This window comes from Pseudomonas sp. BTN1 (assembly GCF_001907715.1).
Taxonomy (GTDB): Bacteria; Pseudomonadota; Gammaproteobacteria; order Pseudomonadales; family Pseudomonadaceae; genus Aquipseudomonas; species Aquipseudomonas paracarnis.
In genome coordinates this window covers 1-25,421 of sequence record NZ_MPBM01000006.1, presented here as the reverse complement: position 1 = coordinate 25,421, position 25,421 = coordinate 1, and the positions used below count along the sequence as shown (strand labels likewise).

Sequence of the window (25,421 nt, the reverse complement as noted above, 5' to 3'; positions counted from 1 at the left end):
TTCCCAGAATCGGATGGGTTTGGCAAGTGCAGGGAAATGGCGAACGTGATGGTGGACCGTTCGCTGGAATGCATACAGCCGCGTCAGAATCCAATGTGGGAGCTGGCTTGCCTGCGAAGGCGGTGTGTCAGTCAATGCCCCTGTGACTGCACGACCGCTTTCGCAGGCAAGCCAGCTCCCACATTAAATCTGCATGCATTCAGAGGTCGCTGTGTCGACCCTTTACAACCAATGCCAGAACCGGCTCCAGAACCCGCGCCCCAACTCATCCTTGCACCCGGCATATTGGCGCGCATACATCTGCGAACGCGCCTGTACCTTGCTCGCTACCGGCGGCAGCCAGGCTTTGCTGGCGTAGGTGCGCTGGCGGTAGCCGCCCCAGCCTTCGTGGTAGTTCAGGTATTGGCCATAGGCGTCGTACTTGTAGACGCCATTGATGGTGTAGGTCTTGTCCATGTACCAGCCGATAAAGTCGATCGCGTCGTCGAAGTCTTCGCGATCAGCGCCGCTGCGGCCGGTGGCTTTGCGGTAGTCGTTCCATACTTCATCCTTGGCCTGGGCATAGCCGGAAGCGGTGGAGACGCGACCCCAAGGGATGATCCACAGCAGGTATTTACGCGGGGTCTTGGCGTCGTGGCGAAAGCCCGACTCCTGATACATGATGGCGAACGGCACCTGGATCGGTACGCCCCAGCGCTTTTGCGTGACCTTGGCGGCGTCGTACCAGTCGTCTTTTTCGCGCAAGATACCGCAGAGGTCGTTGGGCGTGCGTGGCGGCGAGGTGCCGCACGCCGCCAACAGGGAAGTGAGTAATAACAGTCCGACGGCTTTGCCTGCGCTCAAGGGTCACCTTTGTGGGATAAGGGTAAAATGCCAGCATTTTACCCCTTCACACAGGCGGCGTCCTTGCCGCAGACATCTTTAAGCCAAAGGCACGCGACGGGTAGTCAGCGCGATACGACCAATAAAGAAGCTCAACGCCGCACCCAACAGCAGCATGGCCAAGGTGCTCCAGGCGGCGCGGGACAGTTGCTTGGCAGCGACTTCACCGGCTTCACGGGCTTTCTGTTCAGCCTGTTTTTTCAGCTCATCGACTTTTTGCATGGCTTGCTGATAAGCCTGGGCATAGTTGTCGACGATCTGGGTGGCTTCTTCTTTGCTCTTGCCAGTGCGGGCCGCGACGATGTTGACCAGCGCCTCTTTATCCGCTGCATTCAATGCTGGCTCGCCGGACGCTTTCACACGTTCGAACCATTGCTTGAGCTCATCACCGGCCTGGGCAGGATTGGTCGCTGCATCGGTAGCCGACTGCTTGCCATCGGCAGCTGCCTGATCGGCTTTCTGCTCGACATTGGCAGGGTCCAGTTCAGCCTTGCCGCTCTGCTTGAGCAACGTATCCAGTTGGCCTTGCAGGCTGTTCCAGTCCAGCTCGATGCCCTGCTCATTCAACTGTTGCTTGATGCTATTGCCAATCCCCGGCGCGGCGGCAGCAATGCCACTGCCCGCAGCAGACAGACCTTTACCCACCACGTTGCCGGCCGTACCGACTACGCTGGAAGCCAGGCCCGCCAACAGCCAAGTGGTGAGCAAGGTGGTCAAGGTCCAGGTCAGCACCCCATGCAGACCGCCACGATCCGGCGCGGTGCGGCCGGCCACGAAGGCGCCCAACGCGATGGCGACCAGTGTCGATACAAACAGCCAGATACCCGCACCCGTGCCAAAACCGCTCAACGGGTTGCCCGCTTCCATCGGGTCAACGGCACTGGCGCCAATGGCGGTGCCCAACACGCTCAAAACCAGGTAGGTGACCAGTGCGATTGCACTACCGGCCAATACCGAGCTCCACGACACTCGAAACAGCGATCGATTGGTTTCATAGACAGTGGTCATACAAAGGTCCTTTTCAAATTGAGGAGCAAGGCAATGCGCCTTGATGGGTGTGAGTGTGGCGAAACGACATACGTTCAGTCCTGGCCCATATGCACCAGGCGCCCTGGTGCATTCGCACTGCCCCGTGGGCAATTACTCTGCACTATCCTGACGCCAGGATGTCGTAACCCAATGTGCCTTGCCCTGCCCTAATCGGAGACGTTATGACCCAGGATGTTCTCGCCAAAGAAACCAACCGCCGCCAACTGCAGACCATCATCTCGGGACTGTCCGACGGTGTGATTCTGGCCGAGGTCGACCAGACCATTCTGTGGGCCAATGAAGCGGCGTTGACCATGCATGGGGTCAGCGAGGTCAAGGAACTGGGCGCCAATACCGAGGCGTACGCCAAGCGCTTTGCCCTGCGCTATCGCAACAACCATCCCTTGCCACTGGACAGCTACCCCCTCAGCCGCGTGGCTGCCGGTGAAGAGTTCAGCGATGTTGTGGTGGAAGTCACGCCCGCCGACGACGAACACCGCAGTTGGGTACATCGCCTGCGCAGCCTGGTGCTGACCGATGCCCAGGGTGAGCCGGAGTTGCTGGTGCTGATCCTCAGCGACGCCACCGAATGGGCCAGCGCCGAGCAACGTTTTGAGAAAACCTTCAACGCCAACCCGGCGCCCGCCGTGATCTGTCGCCTCAGCGACCTGCGCTACATCAAGGTCAACCAGGGTTTTTTGGAGATGACCGGCTACAACCGCGACCAGGTCATCGGCAAATCCGTGTATGAACTGGATGTGCTGGAACAGGCCGAGCGCAAGGACCTGGCGATCCAGCGCCTGGGCGAAGGCGCGACCATCCCGCAGATGCAGGCCGAACTGAGACTGCCCGAAGGTGGCAGCAAACTGGTGATCGTCGCCGGCCAACCGTTGGACATGAACGAGGAAGACTGCATGCTGTTTTCCTTCACCGACCTGGAGCCACGGCGTAAAGCCGAGATCGCCCTGCGCCAGAGCGAAGAACGCTTCGCCAAATCCTTCCGCCTGACGCCCGTGCCGACCCTGGTATGCAGTGCCGACAACCGCCAGGTGGTAGACATCAACGAAGCCTTCATGAGCATCACCGGCTATATCAGCGAGGAACTGATCGGCAAATCCATCGAAGACATCAACTTCATCGACAGCCCCCAGGCCGGCGCGCAGTTGTTCGCCACCCTGGAAAAAGCCGGCAACCTTGAAGGCCAGGACCTCAAGGTGCGCAAGAAAGGCAACGAGGTGATCGACTGCGTGGTATCCGCCGACACCGTGATTATCCAGGACGTGCCCTGCTACCTGATGGTGCTGATGAACATCACCGAGCGCAAACGCTCGGAGCTGGAACTGGTGGCGGCCATCGAGGAAGTCATGCAGGACGCGTCCTGGTTCAGCCAGACCCTGATCGAGAAGCTGGCCAACGCCAAGAGCGTCAACAGCCCCAACCTGCCGAATGTTTCCTTCACCGACCTCACCGCCCGCGAGCGCGATGTATTGGGCCTGATCTGCGAGGGCCTGGCGGACAAAGAGATCGCCTCGCGCCTGAAACTGGCGCCCAACACCGTGCGTAACCATGTGGCCACGGTGTATTCCAAGCTGGGGGTGCACAGCCGTAGTGCAGCGATCGTCTGGGCTCGTGAACGCGGGCTGTTTGCCGGTGATTTGCGCCTGAAAAACAAGCCCTGACCCTGCAAATGCACTAGTGCGTCTAGTGCGAATTCGCCTTATTGAGCGGCGGTGCAAGCAATAACCTTCAAGGGATCGTATTTATGCCTAGAAGGAACCCGCATGTTTACCCTCTCTCAGCTGCGCAACTGCATCGAAGAAGGCCTGTCACCGCTGACGTGCGAATTCACCCTGTGCCGGGACGCGTCCTTGACCCTCAAGGTCTACGATGCCGAGACCGGCCGCGTCGACCTGGTGGTCACTGGCATCAGCACCAACCGCCTGCAGACCCCGCAGGAAGTAGCGAAAATGGTGGATGAATTGCGCTACGAGCTGCAAAGCAACAACGTCGGCAAGCTCACGCTGGATGATTTGCCTTTATCGCCGCTCCCATGAAATAAAACACCCCACCTGCGACGATAAACGCCCCCAGCATGTAGAACATGTAATGGGCCGGCAGGCTGGCCAACACCAGCCCACACAGCACCGGCCCCAGCGCGGCACCGAGGTTGGACAGGTTTTGCGCCCCGTAATACATGCCCCGCAGGTGGTCCGGGGCAATTCGGTCGATAAACATGTACTCGGCCGGGAACACGATGATCTCCCCGACGGTGAACACCGCCATCGCCAGCACCCAGCCCACCACGCTGGTGGACAGCCCGAAGCCGATCAACCCCAGCATGAACATGCTCAAACCAGCGCTCAGCCACTGGCTCAGGTAACGGTGCGAGATGCGCCGGCCAATCAAGTACTGCAAGGCAATCACTAGCACGGCGTTGGTGGTCAGCACCGCGCTGATCACCGTGTAGGTGTATTCGGCGGTCGTGGTGGTCACCAGGTACTGCGACAGGTAGGCCGTGAACTGGCCGAACACCACCGCGCTGAGTAAACCGCCGAGGGTGAAGCACACCAGGCGACGGTCCTGCAGCAGCACGCGGGCGACGGCGAGAAACGGCACCGGCTTTTGCGCAGTGTCCACAGTGGCCAGGTTACGGTCACCCCAGCGCCCATACAGCAGAAAAAACCCCAGCCCCAACAGCGCTGACAGAATAAACGGCAGGCTGATATCCAGCTTGGCCACCATCGCGCCAAAGAACGGCCCTACGGCATAGCCGATATTGGTGAGGGTGTACTTGATGGAAAATACTTCGCTGCGCGCGTCTTCGGGCAGCAGGCTGGCGAAGCCGGCTTTCACCGCAATATCAATGACGGCGTAGGCCAGGTTAATCAGGATCAGGCAGCCATAGAACGCCCAGATATTCTGCGCCAGCACCGTGCCGATAAACCCCAGCACAAACACCAGGCTCAAGCCGAGCAACAGGCGATAGCTGTTGATGCGGTCGACCAGGAAACCGCCGTAGACACTGAGTAGCGAACCGACGATCAACGAACTGCCGATCACCAGGCCGACCTGGGTAATGTCCAGGGCGAAATGGCTGGTGAGGTAGATCACGAGGTAGGGAAAGGTGATGGCCTTGGCCAACGTCAGCAACAACGTGGCGCACAGCAACAGGTTCACGGTGCGGGGGTAGTTTCTGATGATGGTAAGCATCCTGCTCTCTTTTTGTAAAGGTAACGCGACCATTGCGGTCGGTTACCTTAACGCAAGAAACATGAAACGAGCAGGTGCCCCGGCGGGATTATTTCTTGACTGGCGTAATCTCGAGGATGGTGCCGTTCGTGGTCTTGAGCAGGACGTACTTGTCACCTACACGCGCCCATTGGCTTTCTTCTTCGGGCTGTTTGAGCCCGCGTTTTTTCCAGTCTTTAATCGCTGATTCCTCGCGCATCAAAATGTCCGGGGCGCGATCACCCTCTTTCAAGTCACGGGCGTTGATGTTTGAAGGTTGCACGGTTTCCTGAGGGGTATCGCCGGCCTGCACGACAGCGCTGACGGAGGAAAAGCTGGCAGCGACCAGCAGGCAAGCGGCTAAGGTTTTCGACTTCATGGGTGCTCCTTCAATTAATGGTGCGTACCCAGGTTCCGACCGCGGCGGCGCGCAATCATTCAGCCGGGTTTCCCTGTGGCCAAAGATTGCCTTCGTGAAATTTATCGTGTAATTTTTCATGAAATTATTCGATATAAATTTCATGACCCCACAAGAAGAACTCGCCACCCTCGCGGCGCTGATCCACGACCTGCGCAAGCACAAGAAGCTCACCCTGGCCCAACTTGCGCAAAAAATCGAAAGGTCGGTGGGATTTCTGTCCCAGGTCGAACGTGGCCTGTCGCGCCCGACCGTGGCCGATTTAACCGCCATCAGCCACGCCCTCGATGTGCCCACCACCTATTTCTACAGCCTGCCCAAACCCAAGGCGGTGGATTGGGTCACACGCCCCAACGAGCGGCGCACGGTGTATTACGCCAACGGCATCACCGACATCCTGGTGTCGCCGAGCATGAACGGTGCGTTCTCGATGCTTGACAGCCTGTTGGCCCCCGGTGCCAACAGCGGCGAACAGAGCATGAGCGACCGTGCCGAACAGGCCGGATTTGTGCTCGAAGGCGAGTTGACCCTGTGGGTGGATGACGAAGCCGAGCCAGTCACCCTCGGCCCCGGCGACAGCTTCCACCTCGCCAGTTTCGCCCACTGCCGCTACGCCAACCTGACCGACCTGCCCGCCCGCGTCTTGTGGGTTTACAACTAGGAGCTGCACCCGTGAAAAGCCATTCCTCCACGTTGCTGGCCGAAGTACGGAGCTTTCGCCAGAACCACCCCGACGTGCGCTATGTCGACCTGATCGCCCTGGACATTCCCGGGCATTTCTACGGCAAGCGCTACCCAGTGGAGATGCTTGAAAAAATCGCCGCCGGCAGCCCGCTGAAGCTGCCGCAGAATGCGGTGCTACTGGGAGCCCAGGGTGGGCTGTTCAAGATTGGCGACTACTGCTTCAACGATGGCGACCCGGACGCCAATCGCCGATTGGTGCCCGGCACGCTCAAACCGGTGAACTGGGAGTCGCAGCCATTGGGGCAAATGCTCATCACCTCGGACGGCACCGAAGCGCCCATCGAGTTCGAACCCCGCGAAGTCCTGGCCAAGGTGCTGGAACGCTTGCAGCATCAGGGCATTCATCCCGTGGTGGCGTTTGAGCTGGAGTTCTACCTGTTTGATAAACAGCTGGAAAACGGCCTGCCGCAATTTGCCCGCGACCCGCTCAGTGGGGATGCCGACGACCAGCCCAACCTGCATATCGAACGGCTGTCGCGTTTCAGCGACGTGCTCGACGACATGGCGCAAACCGCCAAGGACCAAGGCATCGACATCACGGTGATCACCGCCGAGATCGGCCCCGGCCAGTTCGAGATCAACTTCGGCCACTGCGATGACGGCCTGCGCGCCGCCGACTGGGCCGCCCTGTTCTGCCGTAGCACCCGTGGCGTCGCGCTCAAGCATGGTTACCGCGCCAGCTTCATGGCCAAACCCTACCTGCAATTTCCCGGCAGCGGCATGCACGTGCATGTCAGCCTTTACGACGCAGCGGGCAATAACTTGCTAGCGGCCCATCAGCAGCAGCCATTGCGCCACGCCGTAGCCGGTTGCCTGGAGTTACTGCCCCACTGCATGCCGATTTTCTCGCCCAACCACAATGCCTTCCGCCGCCTGGGCGGCACGGTTAACGCTGCGACGCGGGCGAGCTGGGGCTTTGAAGACCGCGATGCCTGTGTGCGCATCCCCGAGTCCGACCCGCGCAACCTGCGGATCGAGCACCGCCTGGCCAGCGCCGATGCCAACCCTTACCTGGTGCTGGCGGCGATCCTGGTGGGCCTGGAGCACGGGCTTGAGGCCAAGCGCGAACCCATCGCGCCACTGAACGAGGACCGCAACAGCGGCGCCGATTTCCCGGTGGAAATGCTCGACGCCGTGCGTGCCATGCAGCAACAACCAGTACTGCGCGACAAGCTGGGCGCGGAATTTGTCGAGGTGTATTGCGAGAACAAACGCCAGGACCACCTGGCTTTCCAGCAGGAGATCCAGGCGCGGGAATATCGCTGGTTCCTCTAAGCGCGTGACGCGCTCGCGGCATAAAAACCTTGATCAAAATCAAAGAAAGGCTCTAGCACGGGCCTTTCAGCCCGATAAATTGTCGAACAATCCTGGCCTTTGCCGTTGAGATCCATTATCATCCGGCGCCTTCTCGCTACCCGCCGGGTAGCTGTTTCAATGTGTCACCCGAGGCGCCCATGTACCGTTTTCCGTTCCACCGCCCTTTGATTTTGATCAGTCTGGGGCTGGTTTCCCATTCCGTCAGCGCGGCCCTGCAACCCATAGCCGAAGCCCCGCTGGCCAGTGACACCGAGCTGCACTGCCACTTCAACCGCGACGCCAGCACTGACTGCACCACCACCTACCATTACACAATTCTCAAGGCCAACGGCCGCGAAATGCTCTCGCGCATCGACTTCGACTACTCCGAAGCCGACACCTTTGAAGTGGTCAGTGCACAGTCCACTCAGCCTGGCGCCAAGCCGGTCGCCCTGGCTGCCACGCAAATCGATACCCGCAGCGCACCCAACCCGGACCAAGGCTTCAGCCGCGACAAGCAAACCTCCCTGGCCTTCCCCAACCTGCGCGTGGGCACGCAGATCCGCTACACGGTACGCCAGCATTACCCGGCCAAACCGCTGATGACTCAGTTCCACTATGTGCTCAAATTCGGGCCCAGCTCAGCCCGCCGCGATCGCTTCAAGGCGCGCTTTACCGCCGAACGGCCGATCCAGTGGCGAAGTGAATTGTTCGACGGTTTCAAGGTAACGCCTTCGAGCAACGGCAAGACCCTGGACGTGGTGCAAAAAGCCCCGACCTACCTCAACTACATCAATGAATCCTCCGCCGCCGCACTGCTGCGCGTCCCACGCCTGGAAGTGGGCAGCGCCGTGGACCGCCAGGCGTACTTCGGTGATTTCGCCCAGCGTTACAACCAGATCCTCGGCGCCACCCTGCCGGCGCAAGCCGCCACCGCGGTGGCCGCCGCACGCAGCCTGGCGCCGGCTGAGCAAGTGGCCGCGCTGATGCAGCACATCAATGATCACTACCGCTACCTGGGTGACTGGCGCGCGACCGAGCGCGGCTATGTGCCGTTCAGCCTGGCGGAAATCGAGCAGCACGGCTACGGCGACTGCAAGGACCTGGCGACCCTGCTGACGGCCATGCTCAAGGCCAGCGGCATCAAGGCTGAGACCGCGTGGGTCAGCCGTGGCGACGTGGTCGATGCCTTGCTGATCCCCGGCACCCAGGCGCCGAACCATGCCATCGTGCGTGCCGAAGTGAATGGACAGGTGTGGTGGCTTGACCCGACCAACCCGGTCTTCGCCCCTGGCCAAACCATGCCCGACATTCAGGACCGCTGGGTATTGGTCAACGATGCCCAGGGCCAGGTGCGCGAAGAACACATCCCACTGGAGCGCCCCGAAGTCTCGATACGCCTGGACAAACAGGTGCAGTACGGCAAAGAGGGAGATGGGGCGGTCAAGGCGACTATTACCTTCAGCCGCCTGCCGCTGATGCAACTGAGCGTCGCAGACCGCCAGCAAGGCACCACCGCCACCGACCAGAACATCTGCGCCAACTTCGGCAACGATATCAGCGACTGCCAGATCACCCGCGAACCCACCCGCTTTGTGGTACATGACGGCTACAGCGTCACCGCCCGCATGAACGATCAGCGCGCCCTGGAAAAACTGGCCAATGACTATGTCTACACCGACCCGTCCTTGAAAGACCGCTGGGAGGGCTACATCAACTATCGCCGCCAGGGGCAACAGGCTGACCTCTACCTGGGCAACCCAGAGACCTACGACTACACCTACACCCTGGCTGGCGGGAAGATGGAAAAAGCCATCCCCGGCTGCAAGGTGCGCTCGCCCTGGTACGACCTCGACCTGGACGGCAAACTCGAGGACGGCTCGCTGCGCTACCACTATCGCCTGAGCCAGAAAAAGCGCTGGCTGACCCATGCCGAAGTCACCAGCGATGCGTTCGGAAAGATGATTGAAGAGGCTCGGGCCTGTGCCGAGCAGGTGCATCAGGTGGTGAAGCTCTAGACCATCCCTGACACAACACAGTCCAAATGTGGGAGCTGGCTTGCCTGCGATGGCGGTGTATCAGCCACTCATGTGCAAGCTGACACGCCGCCATCGCAGGCAAGCCAGCTCCCACCGTTTAATCCGTGTGCGTCAGCGGGATTCACCGAGCAACAAGCCCTGCTCCCGCGCGCACAACCCCACTACATAATCCCACAACACCCGCAACCGCACCGACTTGTGCAGCTCCCGGCGCGAGCTGATCCAATAGCTGCGCTGAATGCCCTCTGCCGGCAACAACGGCACCAACGCCTCATCGCCAGCTGCCATGAAACACGGCAACACCGCAATCCCCAACCCCGAACGCGCCGCCTGGTGCTGGGCGATCACGCTGGTGCTGTGGAACACCACCTTGGGGCTACGGCAGAAGCTGTTGAGGAACTTCAGTTCCTGGCTGAACAGCAAGTCATCGACATAATCGATCCAGGCATGGGCAGCGAGGTCTTCACGTTTTTCGATGGGCGGGTTGCGTGCCAGATACGCACGGCTGGCGTAGAGCGCCAGGCGGTAGTCGGTGAGTTTGCGCGTCACCAGTTGGTCGGCGCTGGGGCGCTCCAGGTGAATGCTGATCTCCGCTTCGCGATTGAGGATGCTGACAAAGCGCGGCACCGCGACCAGCTCCACCTCCAACCCTGGGTAGCGTTCAAATAGCCCGCCCATGCGTGCGGCCAGAAACATCACGCCCAGGCCTTCGGCTACGCCGAGGCGGATCTTGCCCAGGGGCGCAGCAGAATGGGTGAGTTCATCTTCAGCCAGCAGTGCCACATTTTCCATAGCCTCGGCATGCTTGAGCAGCGCTTCGCCGGCGGGCGTCAGTTCATAGCCCTGGGCGTGCTGCACAAACAGCGCCGTGCCGAGGCTTTTCTCGATGGCGTCGATGTGCCGCGCCACGGTGGCATGCGTGGTTTTCAGGCGTTGGGCGGCGGTGAGCAGGCGGCCACTGCGCTGCAACTCGAGAAAAAACCGCAGGTCATTCCAGTCGAACATATCGCCTCCAGAGCCTGGGCCAGCCGGCGTTGTTTAAAAACGCACAGCGGGTGGGTAAAAACTAACATTTTTAAGACGAAAACTAACAACTAGGATGGGCCCAATAAGAAAAACAAGCGAGACCCCAGATGCCCAATGCAACTGCTGAATACGATTACATCGTCGTCGGCGCCGGCCCTGCCGGATGCCTGCTGGCCAATCGTCTGTCCGCCAACCCGGCTCACCGTGTCCTGCTGCTGGAAGCCGGTGGTCGCGACAACTACCCCTGGATCCATATCCCCGTCGGCTACCTGTTCTGCATCGGCAACCCACGCACCGATTGGTGCTTCAAGACCCAACCCCAAGCCGGCCTGCAGGGACGCGCCTTGAGTTACCCTCGGGGCAAAGTGCTGGGCGGCTGCTCGTCCATCAACGGCATGATCTACATGCGCGGCCAGGCCCAGGACTACGATGGCTGGGCGGCGGCGGGCAACGCGGGCTGGGCTTGGAAAGACGTACTGCCGCTGTTCAAACAGAGCGAAAACCATTTTGCCGGCGGCTCTGAATTCCACAGCGAGGGCGGCGAGTGGCGCGTCGAGCAACAGCGCCTGTCGTGGCCGATCCTCGATGCGTTTCGTGAGGCGGCGGCTCAAAGCGGCATCGCCAATATCAATGACTTCAACCAGGGCGACAACGAGGGCTGTGGCTATTTCCAGGTCAACCAGAAAGCCGGTGTGCGCTGGAATGCGGCCAAGGCGTTTCTCAAGCCGATCCGCCAGCGCCCTAACCTCACCGTGCTGACTGAGGTAGAGGTTGAGCGTGTGCTACTGGAGAACGGGCGTGCTTGCCAGGTACTGGGGCGTCAACACGGCCAGTCGATGAGCTGGAAGGCGCGCAAGGAGATTGTGCTGTGCGCCGGCTCCGTGGGTTCACCGGGGATTCTGCAACGCTCAGGGATCGGCCCTTCCCATGTGCTCAAGCCGCTGGGTATCAACGTGGTGCACGAGCTGCCAGGGGTTGGTGGCAACCTGCAAGATCACCTGCAACTGCGCCTGATCTACAAGCTGGAAAATGCCCGCACCCTGAACCAGATCGCCGGTACCTTGTGGGGCAAGATGGGCATGGGCCTGCGCTACCTGTACGACCGCAGCGGCCCGCTGTCGATGGCGCCCAGCCAGCTTGGCGCGTTTGCCCGCTCCGGCCCGGAGCAGACCTCGGCCAACCTGCAATACCATGTGCAGCCACTGTCCCTGGAACGCTTTGGCGAACCGTTGCACGGCTTCCCGGCATTTACCGCGTCGGTCTGCGACCTGCGCCCGCAAAGTCGCGGCCGGGTGGATATCCGTTCGACCAACCCGGCGGATGCGCCGCTGATACAGCCTAATTACCTCAGCCACCCCGAAGACTTGCGTGTAGCGGCCGACGCTATTCGCCTGACCCGGCGCATCGTCGCCGCTCCGGCCCTGAGCCAGTTCAAACCGGTGGAATACCTGCCCGGCGAAGCCCTGCAAACTGAAGAACAACTGCACGAGGCCGCTGCACGGATCGGCACCACGATTTTCCATCCGGTGGGCACCTGCCGCATGGGCGATGACAAAGACGCCGTGGTCGACAGCCAACTGCGCGTACACGGCATTCCCGGCCTGCGCATTGCCGATGCGTCGATCATGCCGCGCATCACCTCCGGCAATACCTGCTCACCCACGCTGATGATCGCGGAGAAGGCCGCACAACTGATCCTGTCACCCAACACTGCAGGAGCGAGCTTGCTCGCGAAAAGCCCACCAGCACCGCGCACCACAGGGCACCCCGCGTAATCATTAACGCTATATGAAGTTGAAAAACACCGGCGCCGAGGTTGGCGCCGACAGTGGAAAAACAATAAATAATCACTGTGAGGGACACCCGATGTCAGAACATGCTCAACCCCTGGGCTCGGCGGCCAGTGCAAGTACCGCCAACGAATCAAGAAAGGTCATCTTCGCCTCCTCTTTGGGGACGGTGTTCGAGTGGTATGACTTTTTCCTCTACGGCGCCCTGGCGGCGGTGATCAGCAAGCAGTTCTTCGCCGGGGTCAACGACACCACGGCGTTTATCTTTGCCTTGATGGCTTTCGCCGCAGGCTTTGTGGTGCGGCCATTCGGAGCGCTGGTGTTCGGCCGGCTGGGCGATATGATCGGGCGCAAGTACACCTTCCTCGTGACCATCATCCTGATGGGCGTGGCAACCTTCTGCGTCGGGTTGCTGCCGACCTACGCCAGCATCGGCATTGCCGCACCGATCATCCTCATTGTGCTGCGCATGCTGCAGGGCCTGGCGCTGGGCGGTGAGTACGGCGGCGCCGCTACCTACGTGGCCGAGCATGCGCCACCGGGCAAGCGCGGCCTGCACACCAGCTGGATTCAGTCCACCGCCACCCTCGGCCTGCTGCTGTCGCTGCTGGTGGTGCTGGCCTGCCGTTACTTCACCGGCGATCAGTTCGAGGTGTGGGGCTGGCGCATTCCGTTCCTGTTTTCCATCGTGCTGCTGGGCATCTCGACCTGGATCCGCATGAGCCTGCACGAATCGCCCGCCTTCTTGAAGATGAAAGAGGAAGGCAAGGCCTGCAAGGCGCCGATTCGCGAGTCCTTCGGCAAGTGGGAAAACCTCAAGGTGGTGCTGATCGCGCTGTTCAGCATCAACGGCGGGCAGGCGGTGACCTTCTACGCAGCGCAGTTTTATGTGCTGTTCTTCCTCACCCAGTTCCTGCGCATGGACCCAGCCCTGGCCAATATGCTGTTGATCATCAGCGTGGTGATCGGCGCACCGTTCTTTATCCTGTTTGGCTGGCTATCGGACAAGGTCGGGCGCAAGCCGGTGCTGATGCTCGGCCTGCTGTTGGCGACCGCGCTGTACTTCCCGATCTTCAAGGGCCTGGCGCACTACACCAACCCCGCAATGGACCAGGCCAGCCAACAGGCGCCGATCACCGTACTGGCCGACCCGGCCACCTGCACCTTCCAGTTCGACCCGGTGGGCAAGGCACGTTTTGACAGCCCCTGCGACAAGGTCAAGACCTTCCTGGTCAAACAGGGGCTGCCCTACAGCAGCGCCGCCGCCCCTGCGGGCAGCCCGGTGCAAGTGAGCGTCGGCGATGTGCGTATCGACGGTTTTGATGAAGCGGCCCTGCGTGGCGCCGTGGCCCTGGCCGGTTACCCGTCATCGGCGGATGTGGCCCAGGTCAACAAGCTGATGGTGGTGGTGCTGATCGTGGTGCTGATCTTCATCGCCGCCATGTGCTACGGGCCCTTGGCGGCGTTGATGGTGGAGCTGTTTCCGACGCGCATCCGCTACACCTCGATGTCCCTGCCCTACCACATCGGTAACGGCTGGTTTGGCGGGTTCCTGCCCACTGTGTCGTTCGCCCTGGTGGTGTACACCGGCGATATCTTCTATGGGTTGTGGTACCCGGTGGTGGTGACGGGCGTGAGCCTGATCGTCGGGTTGTTCTGCCTCAAGGAAACCCGGCATGTAGATATCGAAAAAAACTGATACCTCTCCCTTGTAGGAGCTCGCTCGCGAAGAACCTGAGAGCAACGCGGGGCACCAGGCGCCCCGCGGCATCGTTAACGACCTTCGCGAGCAAGCTCGCTCCTACAGCGACGTATGGCACCCACACAAATTGCTGTACATCCATACAGATAATGGTTGCTCAAACCCCTTCAAATAAGCATCCTGCAAGGCATCAACCCGATCTGATGTGATGACCATGCGGCTGTACCTCTGTGAAAAACCCTCCCAGGCCAAGGATATCGCGGCTGTGCTTGGCGCCAGCCGCCGTGGCGATGGGTGCTGGCTGGGTAATGGAGTCACGGTCACCTGGTGCATCGGCCACCTGCTGGAAACCGCCCCGCCCGACGCCTACGACGCCAAATACAAACGCTGGGTGCTGGCCGACCTGCCGATCGTCCCGGAAAAATGGAAGATGCTGGTCAAGCCCAAGACCGCCAGCCAATACAAGGCCGTCAAGCGCTTGCTGGGCGAAGCCCAGGAACTGGTGATCGCCACCGACGCCGACCGTGAAGGCGAGATGATCGCCCGTGAACTGGTAGAACACTGCCGCTACCGCGGGCCGATCCAGCGGCTGTGGTTGTCGGCGCTCGACGACGCCTCCATTCGCAAGGCCCTGGCGGCGCTCAAACCCGGTGCAGAAACCTTCAGCCTGTATCATTCGGCACTGGGGCGCTCGCGTGCCGACTGGCTGATCGGCATGAACATGAGTCGCCTGTTTACCCTGCTGGGGCGCCAATCCGGTTACCAGGGCGTGCTGCCGGTAGGCCGGGTGCAAACCCCGACCCTGCGCCTGGTGGTGGACCGTGACCGCAGCATTGCCGACTTCGTGCCGGTGGCCTATTGGGCCATTGATGTCGACCTGCGTCACAAGCACATGACCTTCACCGCCCAATGGCGCGCCCCTGACGATGCCTGTGACGACCAGGGCCGTTGCCTCAACCCGCAACTGGCGCGGGACGCCGCCGACGCCATGCTCAACGCCGCCACGGCGCGACTGGTGAAACTGCGTACCGAGCGCATGCGCGAAGTGGCGCCCCTGCCCTTCGACCTCGGCACCTTGCAGGAGATCTGTTCGAAGAAGCTCGGCCTGGGCGCCCAGGAAACCCTGGACATCGCTCAATCCCTGTACGAAACCCACAAGGCCATCACCTACCCGCGCAGCGATTGCGGCTACCTGCCGTTGAGCCAGCAAAGTGAAGCGCCGAAGATTCTTGCGGCGCTGGGCCGTGCGGACACGGCGGTCAACGAGCTGATGTCGCACATCGACCCTCGGCGCCGTTCGCGGGCCTGGAACGACGCGAAAGTCAGCGCCCACCACGGCATCATCCCCACCGGAGCCGGCAAGGAGGTCAGCCAACTGACCGGCAAGCACCGTGCGGTCTATACGCTGATTCGTGCGCGCTACCTGGCGCAGTTCCTGCCCAACCATGAATACGACCGCACCCAGGCCGATTTCGACTGTGCCGGCCAAGCGTTGCGCGCGGTGGGCAAAGTCATTATTGAACCGGGCTGGAAACGCGCCTTGCCCGAAGCGCTGGCACCCGCCAAAGGTCGCGAAGCCCCTGCGCCCCAAGCGTTGCCGACGCTGGTGCAGGGCCACGACTACGCCGTGGCCAAGGTCAACCTCAAGGACCTGTGGACCCAGCCGCCCAAGCCCTTTACCGAAGGCGACCTGATCAAGGCCATGAAAAACGTCGCCAAGCTGGTGGAGGACCCGTTGCTCAAGCAAAAACTCAAGGACACCACTGGCATCGGCACCGAGGCCACCCGCGCCGGGATCATCCAGGGCTTGCTGGACCGCGGTTATCTGGTGAAAAACGGCAAGGCCCTGTCGGCAACCCCCGCCGCGTTCAGCCTGATTGACGCAGTGCCCCGCGCCATCGCCGACCCCGGCACCACCGCCATCTGGGAACAGGCGCTGGACATGGTGCAAAGCGGCGAAATGAGCCTGGAGGAATTCGTCGCCAAGCAAGCGGCGTGGATGAGCAAGCAGGTGGCACGCTGTAACGGCATGCGCATGACTATCACTGGCCCCGCCAGCCCGGCTGGACGAGGTGCAACGCCCTGGAAAAAGAAACGCAAGGCCGCCCCGCGCAAGGCCGGCGCCAGCCCCAAACGCGGGAAAAAGCCGGTAAATGCGGGATAGATACCAAAAAAAACCGGCACATGACGTTTTTCGACAGGTTTAACGCCGCATTGGCCCTTGCTCCGGCGAGTTCGGTCTAGGATTCTGTAGGGGATCTGGACTACCAACAACAACACCGGAGTGGCCGCCATGAAGACCGTTGCACAACTGCTGAAAGCCAAGGATCAGAAAAACCAGGACGTCCACACGATCAAATGGGACCACACCGTGTTTGAAGCGCTGGTGCGGATGTCCGAGAAAAACGTCGGTGCCTTGCCAGTGGTCAAGGATGACGTGGTGGTCGGCATCATCAGTGAACGGGATTACGCGCGCAAAATCATGCTCAAGGGCCTCTCGTCGGTCACCACCAAGGTCCATGAGGTGATGAGCTCGCCGGTGATCACGGTGGATACTCACAAGAGTGTCGAGGCATGCATGAACATCATGACCGACAGTCACCTGCGCCACCTGCCGGTGGTCGAAGACGGCAAACTGCTGGGCCTGCTGTCCATCGGTGACCTGGTCAAGGAAGCGATTGCCGAACAAGCGGCCTTGATCCAGCAGCTGGAACAGTACATCCGCGGCGAATAGGGGGAACCCATGCTCGACACGCTGGACCATCAGGAAGATCACCTCGACACCCTGCACCGGGCCATGACCGGCCGGCGTTTCCTGGTGCTGACCGGCGCAGGGATCAGTACATCTTCAGGTATCCCGGATTACCGGGACGGGGAAGGTGTACGCCGGGGCAAGCCACCGATGATGTACCAGGAATTCCTCGCCACTCCCGAGGCGCGGCGCCGCTACTGGGCGCGGGCGATGCTGGGGTGGCCACGGGTGCGCATTGCCCAGCCGAACAAGGCCCACCTGGCGCTCGCGACGCTGCAGCACCGTGGCCACATCAGCGGGCTGATTACGCAGAACGTCGACACCCTGCATGACCAGGCCGGCAGCCAGGGTGTGATCGAGCTGCATGGCAGCTTGCATCGGGTGCTGTGCCTGGATTGCCAATTGCGTAGCGAGCGCGACGTGATCCAGCGGCAGATGGAGGTCGATAACCCGCACATGGCACAGGTTCATGCGGTGCAAGCGCCGGATGGCGACACCTTGCTCGATCCGGCCTTTGAACAGCGCTTCCAGGTACCCCGCTGCCCACATTGCAATGGCGAACGGCTGAAACCGGATGTGGTGTTCTTTGGCGAGAACGTCGCACCAGCGACGGCGCTCAAGGCAATGACGGCGGTAGAGCATGCCGAAGGACTGTTGGTGGTGGGGTCATCGCTGATGGCCTATTCGGCGTTTCGCCTGTGCAAGGCGATGGTCGATCAGGGTAAGCCGGTGATCGCCATCAACCTGGGCAAGACTCGGGGTGATGAGCTGTTGCAGGTGAAGATCCAGGCCTCGTGCGAGCGGCTATTACCCTTACTGTCCGAGAGATTGAGATAGCGACGCATCAACATGTGGGAGCTGGCCTGCGTAAACTCGCCACCAAAACCCTGCGACCCACCGCACAGAAAATGACGCCCAAGTCACGTTTTCGCGCATTCCCCCGTCCCCGCGGCAATTTATGTAGTGAGCAAAAATAATCACTACATAACCGTTGACGTAACCTTTTTGTCCTTGCATGATCTAGACGTCTCTCGGATCGAGAGCGTTGGTAACAAGCGTTTTGAACAGGCTCGTCTGACCGCCGAGCTGTTTTTCCGGATGTGCACTGCCCACAAGGCAGATTGATGAAGCTGACCGGCCCCGGAAGGGACAGGTACAAGGCGCTCAAACGCAGCTTGTCTTCGTGATCAGAGCATTGCGTAGCAGTCCATCAGCAAGACTACATGCATCAGCTTCAAGACCCTGCCCGTATTCGGCAGCCCGTCGCTGACGCCCGGTTTTAGTGACCGGAGACAACTTACTGGTATTAACGAATCAACTGATAGATCGCCAACTGGTCAAGGGGCTTACACATGAATCTGAACAACCAACCCACTATCGATGAATTGGCTGAGATGTTCGCAGCGCAGAAAGACACACTCGACGACCATATTCTGTGGATTGGCAAATCCGGCGAAGTGCAAATTGACTGCCTGGCGCCCCATACCGAAGAAGCCGAGTTTGACCGTAACAACCGTGAGCTGGCGGCACGCCTGAAGATGTACCGCCGTGGCCAGGGTTATGTCGGCAAGAAGGCCGCCGCTGATCGCAACTTTATCGAGCAAGTGTTCGACACACTTAACAATGCCTGGGCGTCTTTCAAAGACAGCTCGCAAGTTAAAGTGATCGACCGTTACTACTAAGTAGTACTCAATCAATGTGGGAGTTGGCTTGCCAGCTCCCACATGTGTATTTACTGATTTAAAAAGTTGGAAACCTGCCCTTCCCCGCCTCATCCCGAAAGATATCAAACAACACCTGCGCCGCCGCCGACAGTTCATGCCCCGGCTTGGTCAGCACCCCAATCGGCCGCTCGATCACCGGGCCAGTCAAGGTAATGCAATGGGCTCCCGCCTCCTCCATCTGCCTGGCGCATAACGCTGGCACTGCACTAACCCCCAAACCGCTGGCAACCATCTTGCCCACCGTCGCCAGTTGATGGCTTTCCAAGGCAACGGGCAATTTCATCTGCAAGGCGCCGAGGTGTTCTTCCAGCATCACCCGCACAGTGGAAGGCCGCTGCAGGGTGATGAACGGCTGCTCCAACAAGGCTTTCCAGTCGATTTCAGCACGCTGTGCCAAGGCTGAATCTCCTGGGACCACGGCGACAAAGCGATCCAGGTACAACGGTGTGAACGCCAATGACGAACCATCGGACGGCTCGAACGCCACCCCCAGCTCCACCTGACGGTCGCGCACCATCTCCAGCACCTGCTCATTGATCAGGTCATGCACCGTCACGTTCACCTGAGGGTAACGGGCGCGGAATATCTTCAGGATCGGCGGCAACAGGTTGCCGGCGAACGACGGCATAGCGGCCACCGTGACGCGCCCGCGTTGCAAGGTAAAACGCTGGCGCAGCTCGTCTTCGGCGTTGTCCCAATCGGCAATCAGCCGGCGGGCCAGGGGCAGCAGGGACTCGCCTTCAGGGGTCAACGCGACGTTACGGGTATTACGGCTGAACAGGCGCCCGCCCAAGCCTTCTTCGAGGCCCTTGATGGTCAAGCTCAACGCCGACTGGGAGAGGTGCAAACGCTCGCAGGCAGCGGCAAAACTCAGACTCTGAGCAACAGCGAGAAAGGCACGCATCTGTTTAACGGTCATGACGCAGCTCCGGACGACGACTGGACTATGCTGTTTTCTAAATCAATCAACCTTAAAAAACAACTTAACAAATCAATCCGCTGGCGCAACACTCAACTCACTGGCTGGACCACAAACAATAAAAGAGGTGCATATGGCAGGTTTCGATAAACGCGTGGCGTCCTATGAAGAAGCGCTGGCAGGCCTGGAAGACGGCATGACCGTGCTCTCCGGTGGTTTTGGTCTGTGTGGCATTCCGGAAAACCTCATTGCCGAAATCAAGCGCAAAGGTACCCGCGACCTGACGGTGGTCTCCAACAACTGTGGCGTCGATGGCTTCGGCCTGGGTGTGCTGCTGGAACAGAAGCAGATCAGCAAAGTGATCGCTTCCTACGTGGGTGAAAACGCCCTCTTCGAGAAACAACTGCTCAGCGGCGAGATTGAGGTGGTGCTTACCCCTCAAGGCACCCTGGCAGAAAAAATGCGCGCAGGCGGTGCCGGCATTCCGGCCTTCTTTACCGCCACTGGCGTCGGCACCCCCGTTGCCGAAGGCAAGGAAACCCGCGAATTCAAGGGCCGCCCGTATCTGATGGAAGAGTCCATCACCGGCGACTTTGCCATCGTCAAAGGCTGGAAAGCCGACCACTTCGGTAACGTTATCTACCGTCACACCGCCCAGAACTTCAACCCGCTGGCCGCCACCGCCGGCAAGATCACCGTGGTCGAAGTCGAGGAAATCGTCGAACCGGGCGAGCTGGACCCGGCGCAGATCCACACCCCTGGCATCTACGTCGACCGGATCATCTGCGGCACCTTCGAAAAGCGCATTGAACAGCGCACCGTCCGCAAATAATCCCCGTCCAGAACAATAAGAGGAAACAATCATGGCGCTTACCCGCGAACAAATGGCTCAACGCGTTGCCCGCGAGATGCAGGACGGTTACTACGTCAACCTCGGTATCGGCATTCCGACCCTGGTGGCCAACTACATCCCCGACGGCATGGAAGTGATGCTGCAATCGGAAAACGGCCTGCTTGGCATGGGCCCGTTCCCGACCGAAGAAACCATCGACGCCGACATGATCAACGCCGGCAAGCAGACCGTCACCGCACGCATCGGCGCTTCGATCTTCTCCTCCGCCGAGTCGTTCGCGATGATTCGCGGTGGGCATGTCGACCTCACCGTACTGGGCGCATTCGAAGTGGACGTACAGGGCAACATCGCTTCGTGGATGATCCCCGGCAAACTGGTCAAGGGCATGGGCGGTGCCATGGACCTGGTGGCCGGCGCAGAAAACATCATTGTGATCATGACTCACGCATCCAAAGACGGTGAGTCCAAGTTGCTCAGCCAATGCAGCCTGCCGCTGACCGGTGCCAACTGCATCAAGCGTGTGCTCACGGACCTGGCGTACCTGGAAATCGAAAATGGCGCTTTTGTCCTCAAGGAACGCGCACCTGGCGTCAGCGTTGAAGAGATTGTGAGCAAGACCGCCGGTAAACTGATCGTCCCGGACCACGTTCCAGAAATGCACTTCCAGTGAGGACAGATTCCATGCAAGACGTCGTGATTGTTGCTGCCACCCGCACCGCCGTGGGCAGCTTCCAAGGTTCGCTGGCGAACATTCCGGCCCCGGAACTGGGTGCCGCCGTGATCCGTCGCCTGCTGCAGCAGACCGGCCTGGACCCGGCGCAAGTGGATGAAGTGATCCTCGGCCAGGTGCTCACCGCAGGCAGCGGCCAGAACCCGGCACGCCAGGCTTCGATCCTTGCCGGCCTGCCCCACGCGGTGCCGAGCCTGACCCTGAACAAGGTCTGCGGTTCGGGCCTCAAGGCTTTGCACCTGGGCGCACAGGCCATTCGTTGCGGCGACGCCGAGGTGATCATTGCCGGTGGCATGGAGAACATGAGCCTGGCCCCGTACGTATTACCTGCCGCACGCACCGGGTTGCGCATGGGCCACGCGAAGATGATCGACAGCATGATCACCGACGGCCTGTGGGATGCGTTCAACGATTACCACATGGGCATCACCGCCGAGAACCTGGTGGACAAGTACGGCATCAGCCGCGAAGCCCAGGACGCCTTTGCCGCCGCCTCCCAGCAAAAAGCCGCGGCCGCTATCGAAGCCGGGCGCTTTGCCGATGAGATCACGCCAATCCTGATTCCCCAGCGCAAAGGCGACCCGGTGGCCTTCGCGGTGGACGAACAACCCCGCGCCGGCACCACCGCCGAATCCCTGGCCAAGCTCAAGCCTGCGTTCAAGAAAGACGGCAGCGTCACCGCCGGCAACGCCTCCAGCCTGAACGACGGCGCTGCGGCCGTGCTGCTGATGAGCGCCGACAAAGCCAAGGCTCTCGGCCTGCCCGTACTGGCGCGTATCGCCAGCTACGCCAACGCGGGCGTCGACCCGGCCATAATGGGCATCGGCCCGGTCTCGGCCACCCGCCGCTGCCTGGACAAGGCCGGCTGGCAGTTGGCTGATCTAGACCTGATCGAAGCCAACGAAGCCTTCGCCGCGCAATCCCTGGCGGTGGGCAAAGAGCTGGAATGGGACGCGCAGAAGGTCAACGTCAACGGCGGCGCCATCGCCATCGGCCACCCGATCGGTGCTTCAGGCTGCCGCGTACTGGTGACCCTGCTGCACGAAATGATCAAGCGCGATGCCAAGAAAGGCTTGGCAACGCTGTGCATCGGCGGCGGCCAAGGCGTGGCCCTGGCGCTCGAACGCAACTGAACCGGATCGCGGTTGTGGCGAGGGAGCTTGCTCCCGTTGGGCTGCGTAGCGGCCCCCATGCCAATAAGAGCAACACAGAAAAGGCCCGGCTCCACGAAAAGCCAGGCCTTTTCTTTTATCGATATCCCCTGAATGAACTCGATAAAAATGTGGGAGCTGGCTTGCCTGCGATAGCGGTCTATCAGTCAGATCATTGCTAACTGACACACCCCTATCGCAGGCAAGCCAGCTCCCACATTTGATCTCACTGCCTGTCAGCTTGCGGCACCGCAAACACCGCGCTCGCCCGCAGCACCACGCGCTCCTCCACTTGCAAACTCAGCGTGGCGAACGCCATCTGCCGTCCGCGCTTATGGCTTTCCAGACGCACCACCATCCACTCCCCTACCTGCACGGCGCCCAGGTAATCCACGGTCATGCTGGCGGTAATCAACGGCAACGGCGGCTCACTGGAAAACGCCATGGCGTACCCCATGCCGATATCGGCCAGCGTCGCCAGCACCCCGCCGTGCACCGTACCTCGCCCATTGGCGTGGCGATGATCGGCGCGCAGGCCGACTTCCAATTGCAAACCTTCGCCACGGCAATACGCCGGGCCGAGCAGTTCCAGCAACGGGCTGCTGCGCGGCAATGGGACAAAGCCTTGGGGGACGGTCTGAGCGTTCATGGCGGATGCTTCCCTGGTGTGAGGCTTGAGGTGTACGCCAGCCTCGACCCGGCAGCCACCACCATCAGCCGGGCAAATCCCGGGCAATGCTTTGCGTTAATGGGCCAGACCCGCTTTAATCTCGGCCAATTTCTCCTGCACATTTCAAGGAAACGCCATGCGCCACCTGGACGGCAACTCCCACCCGCTACGCGCGCCGCTGTTGATCTTGCTTGCTGGCCTGGCCTTGGCCGGTTGTTCCCCCAAGGACCACTCTCGCGCCACGGTCATCAATGGCGAACAGGGCAAGGCCGGGGCGCAACTGGCCTATGAGCATGAATTGACCCTGGCCCTGCCCGGCGGCCTGCTTGCGCCGCGTATGCAGGCCACTCGTGAGGCGTGTGAAACGGCGCGCTTTGGTGCCTGCAATATCCTTGGCATTACCGAAGACGGCCAAGGTGGCCAGATCATCCTGCGGATCGCGCCCACGGGTGTGGAGCCGATGGTCGCCCTGGCGGCCGAAGGCGGTAAGCTCGGCCAGCGCATCACCACTGCCGAAGACCTGGCCGATGCCGTGGCGGATGTGCGCCGCCGCCAGGACCGCCTGCAAGCTCAGCAGCAACGCCTCGATGAACTGGCCAAGCGCGAGGACATCACCGTCAGCGACCTGATCGTCCTGAGCAAAGAGCAAGCCGGCATTGAAAACGAGCTGCAGGAACTGGCTCAGGTTGCCGCCGGCCAGCAACGCCGCCTCGACACCAACCGCGTGACCTTGAACTTCCGCTCCTCCGACGGCGCCAACCAGGTGTCAAGGTTCACCCGGATGTTCAGCAACCTGGGAGACAACCTGGTGAACGGCACCGCAGACGCCCTGGAACGTGCCAGCTATGTGCTGCCCTTCGTGATCCTGGCGTTCCCGGTGGTGTGGTTGTGGGTGGGCTTGTGGCGCCGGTTCGTCAAGCGTCGCGGTTGATCAGCGCTTCATGCAGCGCTGGTAACGCTCATCCACGCGCTTGGCAAACCAGGCCGTGGTCAGGTTGCGGGTGATCTTCGGGCTCTTGAGCACAATACCCGGCAGGATCGCCCGAGGCAGCGGCTTGCCGGCCGCCTGGTCGGCCAGGCTGAAAACGCGCTTGTACAAGGTGGTGTCCTCGAAATCCAACTGCTCGCCCTGCTCCAGTTGGCTGCGGATGCTCGGGTTGCGCATATCCAATTTCGCCCCCAGTGAACGCACCGCCAGCTCGGTGGTGCCGGGCAGCAATGAGCCATAGCGGATCAAATCCCCATCCAGCGCCAGCTCTTTGCCTGAAACACGACTGACTGCAGCCTGGAACGCGGCATTGCGGCTGGCGTACCAACCGGCGTTGAAATCGGCAAAGCGGTACAGCGGCTGGTCGTAGCTCACCGGGTAGCCGAGCAAGTGGGCGATGCCGAAGTACATGCCGCCGCGACGGGTAAACACTTCGCGGCGAATCGTACCGTCCACCGTGTAGGGATAACCCCGCGCCTGTTTCTGCGCAAAGTCGATACTGACCTGCATGGGGCCTGCAGTGTGTACCGGGTTGAACCCGCCAAACAGGGTGTTGCCCAGGGGCACCATGCTGATGAAGTCGTCGAAGATGCCGCTCAAATCCCTTTCCGTACGGGCGGCATTCAAACGATCGGCGTAGGTTTTGCCGGTGGGCGAGCGCAGTTGCAAGGTGCTGCGCACCACGAATGCCGGCACATGCACCTTGGCGGCGCGGCGCAGGATTTCATCCTGGGCGATCTTGCCCATGCCCGGCACCGGCGGGTCGACCTGATAGGTGGACTCCTGCTCGGTCACCGCCAATACCGCACAGATGTTTTCGGTGCTTGGGTAGATTTTCTGGGTGTCGAAGGCGGTGTAGATGTCCTGGGCCCAACCGTTGCGGTCCGACACCTTGGCCGGCAGCAGGCGCACGATCTGCGCCTTGACCTCGGCTTCACTGCGCTCGGGCTGCTGGGGGCCACGGGAGGTGGAGCAACCGGCCAGTACCCACAACGGAATAAGGCAGAACAGCAGACGGGTTGAATACATGAGGCTTCCTTGGTTAACGACAGGCCGGGCAGTGCTGATATCGACAGGTAAGTCTAACCGGGGTTCGTCGGCATGCCGAACCCAGTGCCTGGCAGTAACTGAAACATCCCACACCACTGCCGGATAAGCTCTACTCCTCACCCCGGCAAACCTCTGCAAAGTCCCTCGCCTGATCAAACAGTGCGAGGGAATGCAGATGGTGGTGTTCGTTAGAGCCCTGATGAATGGGGCTGTCTCTTGATCTCGGTGCTGGCCAACCTGGTGCTAGTGCCCATGGATCCCGAAGCGCCGAAGGTTGAGCGCGTATTCGCGGATTTCCGCACCTGCCTGAATACCTTTGATACGTGGGCCGACAGCTTTTTAAGTGGTTCGGCACTTAGCGTGGAGCAGGTGTTCAAGGTGGGAGAACAGGTCGCACTGGTCGCGCCGGTTTCTTCCAAAAAACCCAGTC

The 25,421-nt window shown here is 60.8% G+C and carries 24 protein-coding genes; 16 read left to right on the top strand and 8 right to left on the bottom strand.

Annotated elements, in window-relative coordinates; all coding sequences use genetic code 11:
* Window positions 1–222: 222 nt before the first annotated feature.
* The gene (locus BMH52_RS02155; RefSeq protein ID WP_003190361.1) at window positions 223–843 is read right to left on the bottom strand and encodes a hypothetical protein; all 621 of its coding nucleotides are present in this window, start codon (window positions 841–843) and stop codon (window positions 223–225) included.
* Between the two features lie 78 nt (window positions 844–921).
* Window positions 922–1,890 (bottom strand): hypothetical protein, encoded by a 969-nt coding sequence (locus BMH52_RS02150; protein ID WP_019821429.1) that lies wholly within the window; start codon window positions 1,888–1,890, stop codon window positions 922–924.
* A gap of 203 nt (window positions 1,891–2,093) precedes the next feature.
* On the opposite strand from BMH52_RS02150, the gene BMH52_RS02145 reads away from it, so the two are divergent.
* On the top strand, window positions 2,094–3,590 hold the full coding sequence (locus BMH52_RS02145) for a PAS domain S-box protein (RefSeq protein WP_014717983.1): 1,497 nt from the start codon (window positions 2,094–2,096) through the stop codon (window positions 3,588–3,590).
* Between the two features lie 102 nt (window positions 3,591–3,692).
* Window positions 3,693–3,965 (top strand): DUF1652 domain-containing protein, encoded by a 273-nt coding sequence (locus tag BMH52_RS02140; RefSeq protein ID WP_003190355.1) that lies wholly within the window; start codon window positions 3,693–3,695, stop codon window positions 3,963–3,965.
* On the opposite strand, the gene BMH52_RS02135 is transcribed toward BMH52_RS02140, so the two are convergent.
* Entirely contained in the window at window positions 3,928–5,121 is a 1,194-nt protein-coding gene (locus BMH52_RS02135; RefSeq protein ID WP_073842796.1) for an MFS transporter, read from the bottom strand. The genes BMH52_RS02140 and BMH52_RS02135 overlap by 38 nt on opposite strands.
* An 88-nt stretch (window positions 5,122–5,209) precedes the next feature.
* On the bottom strand, window positions 5,210–5,518 hold the full coding sequence (locus BMH52_RS02130) for an RcnB family protein (RefSeq protein ID WP_014717981.1): 309 nt from the start codon (window positions 5,516–5,518) through the stop codon (window positions 5,210–5,212).
* A 142-nt stretch (window positions 5,519–5,660) separates the two neighbouring features.
* Between BMH52_RS02130 and BMH52_RS02125 the strand changes: the two genes are divergently transcribed.
* The 3 genes from BMH52_RS02125 to BMH52_RS02115 all read left to right on the top strand — a co-directional run bounded on the left by BMH52_RS02125 (window position 5,661) and on the right by BMH52_RS02115 (window position 9,615).
* On the top strand, window positions 5,661–6,218 hold the full coding sequence (locus BMH52_RS02125) for a helix-turn-helix domain-containing protein (RefSeq protein ID WP_044483173.1): 558 nt from the start codon (window positions 5,661–5,663) through the stop codon (window positions 6,216–6,218).
* Window positions 6,219–6,229: 11 nt separating this feature from the next.
* The gene (locus BMH52_RS02120; protein WP_019821422.1) at window positions 6,230–7,576 is read left to right on the top strand and encodes a glutamine synthetase family protein; all 1,347 of its coding nucleotides are present in this window, start codon (window positions 6,230–6,232) and stop codon (window positions 7,574–7,576) included.
* A gap of 179 nt (window positions 7,577–7,755) precedes the next feature.
* On the top strand, window positions 7,756–9,615 hold the full coding sequence (locus BMH52_RS02115; RefSeq protein WP_073842794.1) for a DUF3857 domain-containing transglutaminase family protein: 1,860 nt from the start codon (window positions 7,756–7,758) through the stop codon (window positions 9,613–9,615).
* A gap of 132 nt (window positions 9,616–9,747) precedes the next feature.
* Here the strand turns inward: BMH52_RS02115 and BMH52_RS02110 are convergent, their stop codons facing one another.
* On the bottom strand, window positions 9,748–10,641 hold the full coding sequence (locus tag BMH52_RS02110) for a LysR family transcriptional regulator (RefSeq protein ID WP_014717977.1): 894 nt from the start codon (window positions 10,639–10,641) through the stop codon (window positions 9,748–9,750).
* Window positions 10,642–10,769: 128 nt separating this feature from the next.
* Between BMH52_RS02110 and BMH52_RS02105 the strand changes: the two genes are divergently transcribed.
* The 6 genes from BMH52_RS02105 to BMH52_RS02080 all read left to right on the top strand — a co-directional run bounded on the left by BMH52_RS02105 (window position 10,770) and on the right by BMH52_RS02080 (window position 18,588).
* Window positions 10,770–12,437: a GMC family oxidoreductase gene (locus BMH52_RS02105; RefSeq protein WP_073842792.1), complete on the top strand. Its 1,668-nt coding sequence runs from the start codon at window positions 10,770–10,772 to the stop codon at window positions 12,435–12,437.
* Window positions 12,438–12,528: 91 nt separating this feature from the next.
* Entirely contained in the window at window positions 12,529–14,151 is a 1,623-nt protein-coding gene (locus BMH52_RS02100; RefSeq protein WP_019821419.1) for an MFS transporter, read from the top strand.
* A 217-nt stretch (window positions 14,152–14,368) separates the two neighbouring features.
* Complete coding sequence (locus BMH52_RS02095; RefSeq protein ID WP_073842845.1) at window positions 14,369–16,318, top strand: DNA topoisomerase III; 1,950 nt, start codon at window positions 14,369–14,371, stop codon at window positions 16,316–16,318.
* Window positions 16,319–16,447: 129 nt separating this feature from the next.
* Window positions 16,448–16,888 carry a CBS domain-containing protein gene (locus BMH52_RS02090; RefSeq protein WP_014717973.1) on the top strand — a complete coding sequence of 147 codons (441 nt, stop codon included), beginning with the start codon at window positions 16,448–16,450 and terminating at the stop codon, window positions 16,886–16,888.
* 9 nt (window positions 16,889–16,897) lie between these two features.
* Entirely contained in the window at window positions 16,898–17,743 is an 846-nt protein-coding gene (locus BMH52_RS02085; protein ID WP_020303181.1) for an NAD-dependent protein deacetylase, read from the top strand.
* Window positions 17,744–18,258: 515 nt separating this feature from the next.
* Window positions 18,259–18,588 carry a hypothetical protein gene (locus BMH52_RS02080; protein ID WP_003190335.1) on the top strand — a complete coding sequence of 110 codons (330 nt, stop codon included), beginning with the start codon at window positions 18,259–18,261 and terminating at the stop codon, window positions 18,586–18,588.
* 58 nt (window positions 18,589–18,646) lie between these two features.
* Here BMH52_RS02080 and BMH52_RS02075 read toward each other — a convergent pair whose 3' ends face one another.
* Complete coding sequence (locus BMH52_RS02075) at window positions 18,647–19,549, bottom strand: LysR family transcriptional regulator (RefSeq protein ID WP_014717971.1); 903 nt, start codon at window positions 19,547–19,549, stop codon at window positions 18,647–18,649.
* 133 nt (window positions 19,550–19,682) lie between these two features.
* Between BMH52_RS02075 and BMH52_RS02070 the strand changes: the two genes are divergently transcribed.
* Genes BMH52_RS02070 through BMH52_RS02060 form a run of 3 tightly spaced genes read left to right on the top strand, consistent with a single transcriptional unit; the run spans window position 19,683 to window position 22,265 of the window.
* Window positions 19,683–20,381 carry a CoA transferase subunit A gene (locus BMH52_RS02070; RefSeq protein ID WP_003190329.1) on the top strand — a complete coding sequence of 233 codons (699 nt, stop codon included), beginning with the start codon at window positions 19,683–19,685 and terminating at the stop codon, window positions 20,379–20,381.
* A gap of 31 nt (window positions 20,382–20,412) precedes the next feature.
* The gene (locus tag BMH52_RS02065) at window positions 20,413–21,072 is read left to right on the top strand and encodes a CoA transferase subunit B (protein WP_005786928.1); all 660 of its coding nucleotides are present in this window, start codon (window positions 20,413–20,415) and stop codon (window positions 21,070–21,072) included.
* Between the two features lie 11 nt (window positions 21,073–21,083).
* Window positions 21,084–22,265 (top strand): acetyl-CoA C-acetyltransferase, encoded by a 1,182-nt coding sequence (locus BMH52_RS02060; RefSeq protein ID WP_019821410.1) that lies wholly within the window; start codon window positions 21,084–21,086, stop codon window positions 22,263–22,265.
* Between the two features lie 244 nt (window positions 22,266–22,509).
* Here BMH52_RS02060 and BMH52_RS02055 read toward each other — a convergent pair whose 3' ends face one another.
* Window positions 22,510–22,932: a PaaI family thioesterase gene (locus BMH52_RS02055; protein ID WP_014717969.1), complete on the bottom strand. Its 423-nt coding sequence runs from the start codon at window positions 22,930–22,932 to the stop codon at window positions 22,510–22,512.
* Between the two features lie 157 nt (window positions 22,933–23,089).
* On the opposite strand from BMH52_RS02055, the gene BMH52_RS02050 reads away from it, so the two are divergent.
* On the top strand, window positions 23,090–23,884 hold the full coding sequence (locus tag BMH52_RS02050) for a DUF4349 domain-containing protein (protein WP_072435659.1): 795 nt from the start codon (window positions 23,090–23,092) through the stop codon (window positions 23,882–23,884).
* Here the strand turns inward: BMH52_RS02050 and BMH52_RS02045 are convergent, their stop codons facing one another.
* Complete coding sequence (locus BMH52_RS02045) at window positions 23,885–24,970, bottom strand: DUF1615 domain-containing protein (RefSeq protein ID WP_072435660.1); 1,086 nt, start codon at window positions 24,968–24,970, stop codon at window positions 23,885–23,887.
* Window positions 24,971–25,207: 237 nt separating this feature from the next.
* Here BMH52_RS02045 and BMH52_RS29900 point away from each other — a divergent pair.
* Window positions 25,208–25,421 (top strand): hypothetical protein (locus BMH52_RS29900; RefSeq protein ID WP_143192509.1); only part of this gene is annotated, 214 nt, incomplete at its 3' end.